The sequence below is a fragment of the Gordonia sp. Swx-4 genome (genome assembly GCF_030316175.1).
In the GTDB taxonomy this organism is placed as follows: Bacteria; Actinomycetota; Actinomycetes; order Mycobacteriales; family Mycobacteriaceae; genus Gordonia; species Gordonia alkanivorans.
The window spans coordinates 3415634-3429728 of the sequence record NZ_CP128197.1; the positions used below are offsets into that span (position 1 = coordinate 3415634).

The following is a 14095-nucleotide window of genomic DNA, read 5'->3' on the forward strand; positions in this document are numbered from 1 at the left end:
CTGTCCCCCCGTACAACAGAAGCGCGACTACGCGCCGAAGACCTTGAGCACCACGGCCTTCGCCCGGCGCGTCACCCGCAGGTAATTCTCCAGGAACTCCGACGCCTGGTCCTGGGGCCAGCCGGCCGCAAACGCGATCTGACGCAGCTGTTTGCCCGGACCCGGCAACTGATCGACGGGCTTGCCCCGCACCAGCACGAGGGCGTTGCGCGCCTTGGTCGCGGTGATCCACGCATTCTTGAGCAGCGCCACATCGTTCTCCGACAACAACTCCGCGGCACCGATCGCATCGAGCGACTCGAGGGTCGAGGTGTTGTGGAGACTGCGGTAGCGGTGGGCGTAGCGCAGCTGCAGCAACTGCACGGTCCACTCGATGTCGGCGAGACCGCCACGGCCCAGCTTCGTGTGGGTCGCCGGATCGGCTCCACGCGGCAGTCGTTCGGCGTCGACGCGGGCCTTGATGCGCCGGATCTCCTTGACGGCCTCGTTGCTGACACCCCCGGCCGGATACCGCACGTGATCGATCATGTGCAGGAAGTCGATGCCCAGCGCCTCGTCGCCGGCGACCTGGTGCGCGCGCAGCAGCGCCTGCACCTCCCACGGCTGCGCCCACTGGGCGTAGTACGCGGAGTAGGCGGCCAGGGTTCGCACGACCGGGCCGTTGCGCCCCTCGGGACGCAGTCCGGTGTCGACCTCGAGCGGCGGGTCGGCGCTCGGGCTGCCGAGGGCCGAACGGACGGTTTCGGCAATGGTCTGCGACCACCGGACGGCCTCGGATTCGTCGGCGTCGCGGTTGGGCTGGCACACGAACAGCACGTCGGCGTCCGAGCCGTACCCGAGTTCGCCGCCACCGAGCCGGCCCATGCCGATCACGGCGATACGTGCGGGTGCGGGCTTCCCGCGATCGCGTTCGGAGATGTCGATCGCCACGGTGAGTGCAGCATTGAGGACCGCGGACCACACGCTCGACAGCGCCTTGCACACCGTCGGCACGTCCATCAGACCGAGCACGTCGGCCGACGCGACCCGGACGAGTTCGGCACGACGGTGCGAACGCGCCACGGCGACCGCACGTTTCATGTCCTCTTGGCGCACGGTCGAGGCGATGAGCCCCTTGGCCACGTCCTCGGGCCGGATGGCGCACAGTTTCGGCCCGTCGGGACCGTCGGAATACTGGTGGATCACCTCGGGCGAGCGCATCAGCATGTTCGCGATGAACTCGGAGGTGCCGAGCACCTTCATCAGCCGTTCGGCGACCACCCCGTCGTCGCGGAGCAGACGCAGGAACCAGTCCTTGTCCTCGAGCGCCTCGCACAGCCGCCGGTAGTTGAGCAGACCGGCGTCGGGATCCGGTGTGTCACCGATGTGTTCGAGCAGCTGCGGCAGGATGAGCAGCTGGATCTGGCCGCGACGCCCGGGTGCGTTCGACAGCGCCCGGATGTGACTGAGCGCGCGGTCGGGCATGGCGTAACCCAATGCGGCCAGACGCCTCTCGGCAGACTCGTCGCTCAGGGTCAACTCGTCGGGCCGGAAACGGGTGACCGCCTCCAGCAGCGGACGGTAGAACAACTTCTGGTGCAACCGTCGGACGCGGAGGGTCTGGTGCTTGATCTGTTCGCGCAGCACGCCGGTCGCGTCGAGCTCACCCTCGCGACGGATGTGGGCCGCCCGTGCCAGCCAGCGCAGCCCCTCGGTGTCGTCGGGCTTCGGGAGCAGGTGGGTCCGCTTCAACTTCTGCAGCTGCAACCTATGTTCGAGCAGTCGCAGGAACTGGTACGAGGCACTGAGATTGGCGCCGTCGTCGCGCCCGACGTAACCGCCCGCGGTCAGTGCCGCGAGCGCGTCGACCGTCGGCATCACCCGGAGTTCCTCGTCGACGCGGCCGTGGACCATCTGCAGCAGCTGCACCGCGAACTCGACGTCGCGCAAACTTCCCTGTCCGAGTTTGAGATTGCGCTCGCGCTCCCCCTCCGGGACCAGCGATTCGACGCGGCGTCGCATCTTCTGTACCTCGGGCACGAAGTCGGGACGCTCGGCGGCCTTCCACACCATCGGCTTGACCGCCGCGATGTACTCGTTCGCCAGTTCCATGTCGCCGGTCATCGCGCGAGACTTCAGCAGCGCCTGGAACTCCCAGGTCTTGGCCCACCGCTCGTAGTACGCGACATGGGATTCCAGCGTGCGGGTCAGCGTGCCCGACTTGCCCTCCGGGCGCAATGCGGCGTCGACCTCGAAAAAGGCCAGCGAACCGATCCGCATCATCTCTCCGGCAATCCGGGAGGAGGCGCCGTCGGCCGGGTCGCTGACGAAGATGACGTCCACGTCGCTCACGTAGTTCAGCTCGCGCGCACCGCATTTGCCCATCGCGATGACGGCGATCCGCACCGGGATCGGATCGCCGCCGCACACCTCGGTGAAGGCGACGGCGAGTGCCGCGGTCAGCGCCGCGTCGGCGAGGTCGGACAGATAGGCGCCGACCTCCGGTAGCCACATCACCGGTTCGTCCTCGACGGTCGAGGCGACGTCGTGCGCGGCCAGCTGCAGGATCAGGTTGCGGTACGCCAGACGGAGCGCCACGACGGATTTCGGTCCGGTGAGCTTCGCGCGGTAGACGCGGTTGCCCTTCTCGACCTCACCCGGCACGGCCTCGGCGCCGACGGAGTCGAGCATCCGGCGGTCGACCTCGTCGCGGTCGGGCAGTTCGTCGGCGAGCAGCAGACGCCAGGTCGACGGCTCGGCGATGAGATGATCGGCGAGGGCGTCGGAAGACCCGATGACACCGAAGAGGCGACCTCGGAACGATCGGTTGGTCCGCAGCGCCGCGTCGATCTCCGACCACTCGTCCTCGACCACCCCGCGCAGCCGGACGAGCGTGCGGAGCGCGAGGTCGGCGTCGGGTGCCCGCGACAACGCCCACAGCACGTCGACGGACTCGGGCGTGTTCCAGCCGAGTTCGGCGAGATTCTGCGGCGCGGTGGTGTCGAGCAGACCCAACCGTCCTGCACTGGGTACCGCGCTGCGTCCCGGTCGTCGTGTCACTTCACAAAAATAGCGGCTTCACCACCGAAGACGACATCGCGGTCCCGAACGACAGGGCCCGGGCCCTTACAGCGGCAGGTAGTTCTTCAGCTCGTAGGGGGTGACCATGCTGCGGTAGCCCGTCCACTCGGCCCACTTGTTGCGCAGGAAGTAGTCGAAGACGTGCTCGCCGAGGGCTTCCGCGACCAGCTCCGAGTTCTCCATCTTGGTGAGCGCTTCGGCCAGGCTGCCGGGCAGTTCCTGGTACCCCATCGCGCGGCGCTCGGCCGGCGTGAGGGCCCAGACGTCGTCCTCGGCCTCGTCGGGGAGTTCGTAACCCTCCTCGATGCCCTTCAGGCCGGCGGCCAGCAGGACCGCGAAGGTCAGGTACGGGTTGCAGGCCGAGTCCGGGCTGCGCACCTCGATGCGTCGCGACGACGCCTTGTTCGGCGTGTACAGCGGCAACCGGATGAGTGCGGACCGGTTGGCACCGCCCCAGGTCGCGGCGGTCGGGGCCTCGCCACCGTGGATGAGGCGTTTGTAGCTGTTGACCCACTGGTTGGTGACGGCACTGATCTCCGACGCGTGGTGCAGGATGCCGGCGATGAACTTCTTACCGGTGGCCGACAACTGCATCGGGTCGTCGGGATTGTGGAACGCGTTGATGTCGCCCTCGAACAGGCTCATGTGCGTGTGCATCGCCGAACCGGGATGCTCGCTGAACGGCTTGGGCATGAAGGTGGCCCACACGCCCTCGTTGATGGCCACCTCCTTGATGAGGTAGCGGAAGGTCATCACGTTGTCGGCCATCGACAGCGCGTCGGCGTAGCGGAGGTCGATCTCCTGCTGGCCCGGGGCGCCCTCGTGGTGGGAGAACTCGACCGAGATGCCCATCGACTCGAGGGCCTCGATGGCGTGACGGCGGAAGTTGGGTGCGGCGTCGTGGACGGCCTGGTCGAAGTAGCCGCCGGTGTCGGCCGGGGTCGGCACCGAACCGTCGAGCGGCGAGTCCTTGAGGAGGAAGAACTCGATCTCGGGGTGCACGTAGCAGCTGAAGCCGAGATCGGCGGCCTTGTTCAGCTGGCGACGCAGCACGTGGCGCGAGTCGGCCCAGCTCGGGGTGCCGTCGGGCATCGCGATGTCGCAGAACATGCGGGCCGAGTGGTGACGGCCGGCCGAGGTGGTCCACGGCAGGATCTGGAAGGTCGACGGGTCGGGCTTGGCGACGGTGTCCGCCTCCGACACACGGGAGAAGCCCTCGATGGCCGAGCCGTCGAAGCCGATGCCCTCGGAGAAGGCACCCTCGAGTTCAGCCGGCGCGATCGCCACGGACTTCAGATAACCGAGTACGTCGGTGAACCACAGTCGGACGAAACGGATGTCGCGCTCTTCGAGGGTCCGCAGCACGAATTCCTTTTGGCGATCCATGGTCGCCGACATTAGAAGTCGGCTGTTAAATCCGTGTTACACGCATAACACCAACTCGCTGTCCTGCGCGTTTGCCGAGGCCATCCCATCATATGAGACGCAAGACAGCCGGGATGGGATGCCTCCGAACAGCCAGGATGCTTCCGAACCGCGACAACCTCCGCACATCGGGCAGACTCCACCTCCAGTTCGATGTGATCAATTGCATATCCTGCGACGGTTACATCACATATCTGCGGTGACACAATGGCGCTTGTCCGTGTTCAACCCGGGTACCCGCCGCGCCCCTCCGGGCCAGCCGGGACTCGAGGCAGAAAAGAGACAACGATGTCCGAATCCTCGGTCTATGGTGCATCCACCTCCACCACCGACGCTCCCAAGCGCCGTGTGACCCGCGTCCATCACCTCGCCCAGATGAAGTCCGAGGGCGAAAGGTGGTCGATGCTCACCGCCTACGACTACTCGACCGCACGCATCTTCGACGCCGCCGGAATCCCGGTGCTGCTCGTCGGTGACTCGGCGGCCAACGTCGTCCTCGGGTACGACACCACCATCCCGGTGAGCGTCGACGAGATGATCCCGCTGATCCGCGCCGTCGTGCGCGGCGCCCCGCACGCCCTCGTCGTCGCCGACATGCCCTTCGGCAGCTACGAGATCGGGCCGCAGCACGCCCTCGAGAACGCCATCCGGATCTTCAAGGAGACCGGCGCGCACGCGGTCAAGCTCGAGGGTGGCGAGCGCGTCGCCCCGCAGATCGCGGCTCTCACCGCCGCCGGTATCCCCGTCATGGCGCACATCGGGTTCACCCCGCAGAGCGTCAACGGCCTCGGCGGCTTCCGCGTCCAGGGTCGTGGAGACGGCGCCGACCAGCTCATCGCCGACGCCATCGCGGTCCAGGAGGCCGGCGCCTTCTCGGTCGTCATGGAGATGGTCCCCGCCGAGCTGGCCGGTCAGATCACCCGCAAGCTGACGATCCCGACCGTCGGCATCGGTGCCGGCAACGAGACCGACGCCCAGGTGCTCGTCTGGCAGGACATGGCCGGCCTCACCCACGGCAAGACGGCGAAGTTCGTCAAGCGGTTCGCCGACGTGGGCTCCGAATTGCGTTCGGCCGCCGAGCAGTACGCCGACGAGGTCCGTCGCGGCGTCTTCCCCGGCCCCGAGCACAGCTACTGACCGACGATCCGTAGAAGTTGTGGACGCCATATCCCCACAACTTCTACGGAATCCCGGTTGCGCCTAGGCTCGGTGACCATGCGTGACTTCTACCCGGAGATCGAGCCCTACGATTCCGGTCACCTCGATGTGGGTGACGGCCAGCAGATCTACTGGGAGACGTCGGGAAATCCCGACGGGAAGCCCGTGGTCTTCGTCCACGGCGGCCCCGGCGGTGGCACGTCACCGGCCCAGCGACGCTTTTTCGATCCCGCGAAGTACCGGATCGTGCTGTTCGATCAGCGCGGTTGCGGACAGTCCCGGCCGCATATCGCCGACGGCGCGGACCTGAGTGTCAACACCACGCCGCATCTCATCGCCGACATGGAGAAGCTCCGAACCCATCTCGGCATCGACCGCTGGCAGGTCTTCGGCGGCTCCTGGGGTTCGACGCTGGGTCTCGCCTATGCGCAGGCGCATCCCGACCGGGTCACCGAACTGGTGCTGCGCGGGATCTTCCTGCTGCGTCGCTGCGAGATCGACTGGTACTACAACGGCGGCGCGTCGCACATCTTCCCCGACGTGTGGGAGACCTACCTCGAGCCGATCCCGGCGAACGAGCGCGACGGCGACCTGGTCGCCGCCTACCACCGGCTGCTGACCTCCGACGACCGCGACGTCGCCCGTGCCGCGGCCCGCGCGTGGACCGGCTGGGAACAAGCCACCAGCTACCTGCTCCCCCGTCCCGAGGAGGAGTCGGGACAGAATCCTGACGAAGCGCACTGCTTCGATCTCGCCTTCGCGTCGATCGAGAACCACTACTTCGTCAACCACGGCTTCCTCGACGACGGCCAGCTGCTCGACAACATCGACGCCATCGCGCACATCCCCGGCGTCATCGTCCAGGGACGCTACGATGTCGTCTGCCCGATGCGCAGCGCCTGGGACCTCCATCGGGCCTGGCCGGCCGCCGATCTGCGCATCGTCGACGACGCCGGGCACGCCTCCTTCGAGACCGGCATCCGGCACCACCTGCTGGAGGCGACCGACCGCTTCGCCGAATGAGGCGTCGCCGGACCCGGGGTCACTAGACTCGAGTCAGCTGCACCGTGTCGTCGGCGTCAGGAGGATCAGGTGGCCGCATCCGAGCAGGTCGAGGTGGAACTCAAGTTCGACGTGGACCCCGGCCACATGGCCCCGGACCTGCGGGCGCTCCCCGGAGTCGTGTCCGCGACCGAACCCGAGACGTTCTCGCTCGACGCCACCTATTTCGACACCGAGAACCTCGATCTCGCCGGCAACAGGATCACCATGCGACGCCGCACCGGCGGCACCGATCAGGGCTGGCATCTCAAGCGCCCCACCGACATCCCCGGCGCGCGTCGCGAACTCCAGATCGGCTTCGACGAGGCGCCCGCCGACGGTGACGTCCCCGAGGCCCTGGTGACGCCGGTCCTCGCACTGACCCGCTGCCGCAGGCTCACCCCCGTCGCCGTCATCTCCACCACGCGCACGGTGACGCGCCTGCTCGGCGTCGACGACGAGCCGCTCGCCGAACTCGCCGAGGACCTGGTGACCGCGCAGTCGTTGCTGCCGGGCGGGCATTCCCAGCAGTGGGCGGAGTGGGAGTTCGAACTCCTCTCCGGCGGCACCACCAAGCTGCTCAAGGCCGCCGACAAGGTCCTGCGCGCCGGGGGCGCCCGACCGGCGTCGAGTGCTTCGAAGTTGGCTCGTGCCATCGGTTCGACGCCGACCGTCCACAAACCCCGACTGTCGAAGCGCCCCACCGCGCTCGAGCTCGTCATCACCGACATCGCCCTGCACCGCAACAGCCTGATCGCCTACGACCCGCTCGTGCGGGAGGACGCCGACGACGCGGTGCATCAGATGCGGGTGTCCTGCCGCCGACTCCGCAGCGTGCTGTCCGGCTACCCCACGGTGCTCGACGCCGAGCGCACCGCCCACGTCGGCGCCGAACTCAAGCTCCTCGCCCGGATTCTCGGTGACGCACGGGATTCCGAGGTGCAGCTCGAACTCGACAAGTCCCTGCTCCGCGGCGAGAACGCCTCCGCGGAACTGCTCGCCGCGCTCGCCGGCGCCGAGACCCAGATCCATGATCGGGCGATCCGCGCCGCGCACGCCGCGATGTCGTCGAAGCGCTACTTCGCCCTCCTCGACTCCGTCGACGCCCTCATCGCCTCTCCCCCGCCCGGACCCGACGCCGAACTCCCCGCGACCGTCGTCGTCGACAAGGCGGTCGCCAAGAGCCGCAAGCACATCCGCAAGGCACAGGCCGATCTCGCCGACCTCACCGAGGGCTCGGCCGAGTGGCAGGAGCAACTGCACAAGATCCGCAAACGCGCAAAGCGGTTGCGCTACAGCATCGATGCGACGGAGCCGCTCAACAAGAAGAAGTACCGCGAGGTCGGCGCGGTCGCCAAGAAGATCCAGTCCGCCCTCGGCGACTTCAACGACATCCGCATCAACCGCGACCACCTCGCGACCATCGTCGCCGACGGGAAGCTCGGTGCCGCCGACATGTTCATCGTCGGTCGGCTCGACGCCCGCCTCGAAGCCGATGCCTACCGCGCCGTCGCCGAGTACCGCAAGGCCGCCAAGGACCTCTGACCCGCCCCGCCCCCGCTGCCTGAGGTGCGAGGAGCGCAAGCGACGAGCCACGATGGCCTGGTGAGATCACCTCCCGCGCAAGCATTTTTCTCCCGCGGGACTGATTACTTCCCGCTTATTGGCTAGCACCCGCGGGAGGGAAACGGTCACGCGCGCGGTAAACGCTCCCGCGGGAAGTGTGGCTACGCGGGTCGGAACCCCACCGTCCGCGTGACCTCGTCCGCGGCCGCCAGTTCGACCTCGAGCCGGGTCCCCGGACGCAGGTCACCCTCGCAGCCCGCGACGACCGGCGGGTCGGCGATGAACACCTGTGCGGGTTTGCGTTCGGTGGCCGCCGACATCACCACTGCGTCGAAGCGTTCGCCGACGCGGTCGGCGAGGATGACGGCCTCGGCGAGATCGATGCCGGCCCGGTCGGCGGTCGCGCCGAGGGTGTCGGCGGAGCGCAGGATCTTGGGCAGGGTCGGCAGGGCGCGCATCACCCAGTCGGGTACCTCCCGGCCCGCGGTGACCGCGAGGCACACCTCGGTCGCGAACCGGTCGCCGAGGCGGCGCAGCGGCGCGGTGACGTGGGCGTAGAGACCGGCGATGGCGGCGTGCTGCTTCTTGTCATCCGGGATGGCACGCGCCTCGTCGGAACCGTCGAGCGCGAGATAGTTGGCGCCCCGCATCAGACCGCTCGCGGCCGACTGGATGGCGAGCGTGCTCGGCCGGTCGCCGGGCAGGCCCGCCAGGAATCGACCCACCGCCAAGCCGTCCGGCCATTCGACGCCGAGCGCTTTCGCGGCGGCGCGCAGATCCTCGACCGCTTCGGGATCGGCGGGCGGCAGCGTCCGCAGCAGTCCGATGCCCGCCTCGGCCATGATCGTGCCCGCGCACATCCCGGCGAGCAGCGAGAGCTGGGAGTTCCACATGTCGGCCGGGGTATGGGGTTCGAGGTCCAGCCGCCAGCCCGCCTCGGTGCGGGACACCTGCTGGTCCGGCAGATCGAGTTCGACGGCCCCGCGATCCATCGCGACGCTCTGCCGCAGCTCACCGAACGCCGGCAACGCCGCGATCGACGGATGCAGTCGGCCGGCCGCGGCGTCGGCGCTGACCCCCGCGTAGTCGAAGCGGGCGACGGATCGAATCCGCGAGCGCCGCACCTGGACATCGGCGACCGTCCCGTCCCCCGAGACCCGGATCGTCCAGAGCACGCAGGGCCGAACTCGTTCGGGCAGAAGTGATCCGCTGCCCTCCGACAGTTCGCGCGGATGCAGCGGTACCGAGCCGTCCGGGAAGTACACGGTGGACCCGCGGCGTCGGCTCTCCTGATCGAGTGCGCCTTCGGGGATCACCAGGGCCGCGACGTCGGCGATGGCGTAGTCGACGATGAACCCGTCACCGTCGGCGGCGAGATGGACGGCCTGGTCGAGATCGCGCGACGTCGGCGGGTCGATGGTGACGAACGGGACGCCGGTGTGGTCCTCGCGCGCATCCGCGAAGCGGTCGACGGAGTCGCGCGCCTCGGCGAGCGCGTCGTCGCCGTAGGATTCGTCCACCCCGAGCTGATCGCGGATACCGGCGAAGTCGATGTCAGGGGCGAAGAGGAAGCGCGTCACGTCTCGAACCCTAGCGCGCGTGAACGCGACCGATCCGGGAGCGCGATACCCGAAGGCGAACGAGTCGGCGCGTAAGCCGGATCCTGTGCCCGCGAGGTCTCTCGACCGTCGCGGGCGGCGACCATCCATCTGGGCACACCGTCGCCGGGTACCTCGAGCGGCCCACCCGCGGGCTGGGGCGAGCAGCCCTCGTAACGCCCGCGCACACGCACCGTGAGGTGCGTGCTTCGGCCTTGCTCCGGGTGGGGTTTACCGAGCCGACGCGGTCACCCGCGCCGCTGGTGCGCTCTTACCGCACCGTTTCACCCTTACCGACCTTGCGGCCGGCGGTCTGTTCTCTGTGGCACTGTCCCGCGGGTCACCCCGGGTTGCCGTTAGCAACCACCCTGCTCTGTGGAGTCCGGACTTTCCTCGGTGCGCGGCGTGACGGTCTTCCGCCCGTTCCGCTCACCGCGGCCGCCCGGCCGACTCGTTCGCGGAACCCAGGGTACGGCAGGCCGTGCGACCGCCGATCATCCCACGGCGTCAAGGGCCGTCAGTGCCAGTGCGCGGCGTCGTTGACCAGCCGCACGACGGAACCACCGTCGGGAAAGAACTCGGCGATCGAGACCGATGCCAGGTCGAGGTGGAGGCGGAACAACAGCTCCGGCCCGACGCCCAGCGCTTCACGCAGCATCAGCTTGATCGGGGTGACGTGCGAGACGAGCACGACCGTCTGCCCCGGATACTGCTGCAGCAGATCGTCTTTCGTCTCCGCGACCCGCTCGGCGACCTGCGCGAAGCTCTCGCCACCGGGTGCGGGCACGGTGATGTCCGACAGCCATTCCCGGTGGATCTCCGGATGCCGTTCCGACGCTTCGACGAACGTCAGGCCCTCCCACTCGCCGAAGTCGTTCTCGATGAGTCCGGGATGTTCGACGACGTCGACGCCGGTCACCGCGGCGACCTCGTCGGCGGTGGCGCGGGCGCGGCTCAGCGGCGAGGTCACGATCGCGGAGATGTGCTTCTCGCGGACGACCCGCTGGGCTGCCGCGCGGGCCTGGCGCAGACCTTCCGCGGTCAGCTCGGGGTTACCGCGTCCGGAGTACCGACGATCCACCGACAACGCCGTCTGGCCGTGGCGCAGCAGGATGAACCGGGTCGGCGAACTCCGCTGCCCCTGCCAGGACGGCGACTTCTCGCCCACAGTTGTCAGATCCCCGATTCGGCGGTCCGCACGAGGATCGCGCCGCATTCCTCGCAGCGGATGACCTCGTCGGACAGCGCCGCGCTGATCGACGCGATCGTGCCCCGGTCGAGCTCCATCCGGCAGGCACCGCAGCGTCGTGCTCGCAGGAGTCCCGCGCCGATACGGCCGTTGGCGCGCTGCTTGTCGTAGACGGCCAGCAGGTCGGCGTCGATCTCCCCGGCGAGCGTGTCCCGCTTCTCGCGGGCGCGCGTCATGTCCTCTTCGATGGTCGCGAGCGACTCATCGCGGCGAACCCGAGCGTCGGCGACCTTCTCCTCGAGATGCGAGATCGTCGCGGCGGCGCGGTCGCGCTCGGCCTCGACGGCCTCCTGCTGCTCCATGAGCGTCAGCAGTTCGTCCTCGAAGACCGCACGACGGCGTCCGAGTCCCGCGAGTTCGTGCTGCAGCTCCGACAGCGCCTTGGGCGCGAGCCCACCGGCGGCGAGCTGCTTGGAGTCCTTGGCCTCACGGTTGGCCATCCCGGTCACCTCGGACTCGATGCGGCGGTATTCGCGGCTCAGGTCCTCGGCGGAGATCTCCGCGCGCACCAGATCGTCACGGGCAGCGTCGATCGCCTTCTCCTGCTCGGCGATCTCGGCGTTCTCGGGCAAGTTCTTGCGGCGATGCTCGAGTCGGTTGATCTCGGCATCGGAGTCCGCGAGATCGAGCAACAGTCGCTGCACTCCGGCGTCGACTTTCATTGCGGCCTCCTCTCTCTGAAGTTCTGAAGTCCCCCTACCGTACGCGGCTGGTCCCGGCGTCCCGGCGGGCGGATGGCCTTTGGTCAGGCGGCCCTCCGGGCGTCACCCGAAGCTGTGCAATCCGAACGGGTCGGTCGGCGTGTCGTACACCACCACGGGCACGTCGCAGTCCTTGCGGACCAGCTCCGCAACCTGCGCGCACCAGGGGAACTCGGTGGCCCAGTGTCCGGCGTCGACGAGGGCCGGCCCACCGTCGCGCAGACTCTCGTCGGCAGGATGGTGTCGGAGGTCGCCGGTCACATAGACGTCGACGCCGAGCCCGCGCACGCGCCCGAGCAGCGAATCCCCCGCCCCACCGCAGACCGCGACCGTGCGCACCGGTGCATCCGGATCGCCGGCCGCCCGGATTCCCGACGGCGCACCCAGTGCGCGGGCGACGACCGCGGTGAAGTCACGCAGCGTCATCGGCTCGGGCAGCGAACCGACCCGACCCAGACCCAGGCCGCTGCCGAGGTCGGCGAGCTCGAAGACGTCGAACGCCGGTTCCTCGTACGGGTGGGCGTTGCGCAGCGCCCGGAGCACCGACCCGCGGATGGACCGGTCGGCGACCATCTCCACCCGCGCCTCGTCGACGTGGGTGCGGGTGCCGATCTCGCCGATCGTCGGCGTCGCGTCCTCCTGGGCCTCGAACTGGCCGGTGCCCACGACCGTCCACGAGCAGTCTCGGTAGTCGCCGATCGCACCGGCGCCGACGGCGAACATCGCCTCACTGACCTGTTCGACGTTGCCCTCGGGCACCATCACCACCCATTTGTCGAGCGGCGCCGCGGATTTCGGTTCGATGGGCACGGTGTCGACGAGGCCGAGCAGGTCGGCGAGTGCGTCGGAGACACCCGGTCGTGCACTGTCGGCGTTGGTGTGGGCCGACAGCAGCGCGATGCCGTTGCGGATCAGGCGGTGCACGATGCGGCCCTTGGGGGTGTCGGCGGCCACCGACGTGACCCCGCGCATCAGCAGCGGGTGATGGGCGATCACCAGGTCCGCCTTCTCGGCGACGGCCGCGTCGACGACGGCGTCGGTCACGTCGACGCACGCCAGGACCCGACGCACCGGTTCGGCACGGTCGCCGCACACCAGCCCCACGGCGTCCCAGGACTCGGCGAGTGCCGGCGGATACGCACGTTCGACGGCGTCGACCACGTCTCCGACGGTGATCCCCTCAGACGTCGACACGGTTCCCATCCCTCATCTCCTCTCGTACCTGCTCGATCGCCGCGGTCAGCGCGCGGACCTGCTCGACCGGACGTACCGCGAGCCGCAGATGGTCGTCGCCGAGTCCGACGAAGTTGGCGCAACTGCGCACCGCGAACCCGTGGTCGACGAGACGCCGTTTGACCTCCGTGGCCCGCGGCACCTCGACGAGCACGAATGGTGCGGCCGGTTCCGCCACGACGACGAGCCCGATCCGGGTCAGTTCGTCGACCATCTCGGCGCGCTCGGCCGCGACCCGGCGGGCCTGCTCCGCGCAGTGAAGGAAGCCCGCCTCGCCGAGGCACGCGGTCAGCGCGGTCAGCGCGGGTGTGGACAGCGCCCAGGGCCGCCGCCCCGCCCGCAGCCGCGCGAGGATCTCCGGCGCGGCGAGCAGGTATCCGGCGCGCAGCCCTGCCAGGCCGAAAGTCTTTGTCACGCTGCGGATCACGATGAGGTCCGGCCAGTCGGCCGATGCCAGCGACTGTGGTTCGAGTTCCCCGTCCGCGCCGAGGGTGAGATCGGCGAAGGCCTCGTCGACGACGATGATGCGTCCCGGACGCCGCAACGCCGCGATCGACTCCCGCGGGTGCAGCACCGACGTCGGGTTGGTGGGGTTGCCCAGGATCACCAGGTCGGCGGTGTCGGGCACCTCCGCCCCGGACAACCGCCACGGCTCGTCGAGCGTCACCTGCGTGATGGGCACCCCCGCGGCACGCAGTGCGATCTCCGGTTCGGTGAACGACGGCTGGATGAGCGCGGCATGACGCACGTCGAGTCGCGGCAGCATCTCGAAGCCGTCGGCCGCGCCGGACAGCAGCAGCACATCGCCGGGCGAGCGACCGTGGGTGGCCGCGATGGCGTCGACCGCGCGCCGCTCGTCGTCGAGGCCGGGATACCGGGCCAGGTCACCGAGACCGCGCGTGATGGCGTCGAGGACGAAAGGCGGTGGCGTGCCACGGACATTGACGGCGAAGTCCACGAGCCCGGGTGCCGCATCCCGGTCGCCGTGCCGATCCGGATCGGACAGGTCGGATGAAGATGCGACGCCATACCCAGCTGTCATGTCTGTTGACCTTACGTGCACG

Annotated in this window: 10 protein-coding genes and 1 other RNA gene; 3 read left to right on the forward strand and 8 right to left on the reverse strand. The window is 68.9% G+C overall.

Translation table 11 applies throughout. The features are described 5' to 3' along the window. Positions 1–27 precede the first annotated feature (27 nt). Positions 28–3039 (reverse strand): bifunctional [glutamine synthetase] adenylyltransferase/[glutamine synthetase]-adenylyl-L-tyrosine phosphorylase, encoded by a 3012-nt coding sequence (locus PWF70_RS15560; RefSeq protein ID WP_081724809.1) that lies wholly within the window; start codon positions 3037–3039, stop codon positions 28–30. Between the two features lie 66 nt (positions 3040–3105). Further along, complete coding sequence (gene glnA / locus PWF70_RS15565) at positions 3106–4446, reverse strand: type I glutamate--ammonia ligase (RefSeq protein WP_035752790.1); 1341 nt, start codon at positions 4444–4446, stop codon at positions 3106–3108. Between the two features lie 327 nt (positions 4447–4773). Between glnA and panB the strand changes: the two genes are divergently transcribed. From panB to PWF70_RS15580, 3 genes are all read left to right on the forward strand, one after another. Then, positions 4774–5622: a 3-methyl-2-oxobutanoate hydroxymethyltransferase gene (gene panB, locus PWF70_RS15570; protein WP_035752713.1), complete on the forward strand. Its 849-nt coding sequence runs from the start codon at positions 4774–4776 to the stop codon at positions 5620–5622. Positions 5623–5700: 78 nt separating this feature from the next. Next, the gene (gene pip, locus PWF70_RS15575; RefSeq protein WP_286352657.1) at positions 5701–6666 is read left to right on the forward strand and encodes a prolyl aminopeptidase; all 966 of its coding nucleotides are present in this window, start codon (positions 5701–5703) and stop codon (positions 6664–6666) included. Between the two features lie 69 nt (positions 6667–6735). After that, complete coding sequence (locus PWF70_RS15580) at positions 6736–8229, forward strand: CYTH and CHAD domain-containing protein (protein ID WP_035752717.1); 1494 nt, start codon at positions 6736–6738, stop codon at positions 8227–8229. 182 nt (positions 8230–8411) lie between these two features. Here the strand turns inward: PWF70_RS15580 and PWF70_RS15585 are convergent, their stop codons facing one another. The 6 genes from PWF70_RS15585 to cobC form a co-directional block, all read right to left on the reverse strand. Then, a complete protein-coding gene (locus PWF70_RS15585) occupies positions 8412–9830 on the reverse strand; it encodes an RNB domain-containing ribonuclease (protein ID WP_035752719.1) in 1419 nt (472 codons plus the stop codon). A 56-nt stretch (positions 9831–9886) separates the two neighbouring features. After that, an RNA gene (gene rnpB, locus PWF70_RS15590) (RNase P RNA component class A) lies at positions 9887–10302 on the reverse strand. A gap of 63 nt (positions 10303–10365) precedes the next feature. Continuing rightward, positions 10366–11016 (reverse strand): histidine phosphatase family protein, encoded by a 651-nt coding sequence (locus PWF70_RS15595; protein ID WP_006356802.1) that lies wholly within the window; start codon positions 11014–11016, stop codon positions 10366–10368. Between the two features lie 5 nt (positions 11017–11021). Beyond that, complete coding sequence (locus PWF70_RS15600) at positions 11022–11759, reverse strand: zinc ribbon domain-containing protein (RefSeq protein WP_035752722.1); 738 nt, start codon at positions 11757–11759, stop codon at positions 11022–11024. Positions 11760–11861: 102 nt separating this feature from the next. Next, positions 11862–13001 (reverse strand): Nif3-like dinuclear metal center hexameric protein, encoded by a 1140-nt coding sequence (locus PWF70_RS15605; protein WP_035752725.1) that lies wholly within the window; start codon positions 12999–13001, stop codon positions 11862–11864. Next, positions 12979–14073 carry an Rv2231c family histidinol phosphate aminotransferase CobC gene (gene cobC, locus PWF70_RS15610; protein ID WP_035752728.1) on the reverse strand — a complete coding sequence of 365 codons (1095 nt, stop codon included), beginning with the start codon at positions 14071–14073 and terminating at the stop codon, positions 12979–12981. Before cobC ends, PWF70_RS15605 begins: the two co-directional genes overlap by 23 nt. Between the last annotated feature and the right edge of the window lie 22 nt (positions 14074–14095).

What these genes read in the sequence shown, in the direction of transcription:
- panB (WP_035752713.1), top strand. Translation starts at nt 4,774, where the DNA reads ATGTCCGAATCCTCGGTCTATGGTGCATCCACCTCCACCACCGACGCT.
- glnA (WP_035752790.1), bottom strand. Translation starts at nt 4,446, where the DNA reads ATGGATCGCCAAAAGGAATTCGTGCTGCGGACCCTCGAAGAGCGCGAC.
- PWF70_RS15605 (WP_035752725.1), bottom strand. Translation starts at nt 13,001, where the DNA reads ATGGGAACCGTGTCGACGTCTGAGGGGATCACCGTCGGAGACGTGGTC.
- cobC (WP_035752728.1), bottom strand. Translation starts at nt 14,073, where the DNA reads ATGACAGCTGGGTATGGCGTCGCATCTTCATCCGACCTGTCCGATCCG.
- PWF70_RS15600 (WP_035752722.1), bottom strand. Translation starts at nt 11,759, where the DNA reads ATGAAAGTCGACGCCGGAGTGCAGCGACTGTTGCTCGATCTCGCGGAC.
- pip (WP_286352657.1), top strand. Translation starts at nt 5,701, where the DNA reads ATGCGTGACTTCTACCCGGAGATCGAGCCCTACGATTCCGGTCACCTC.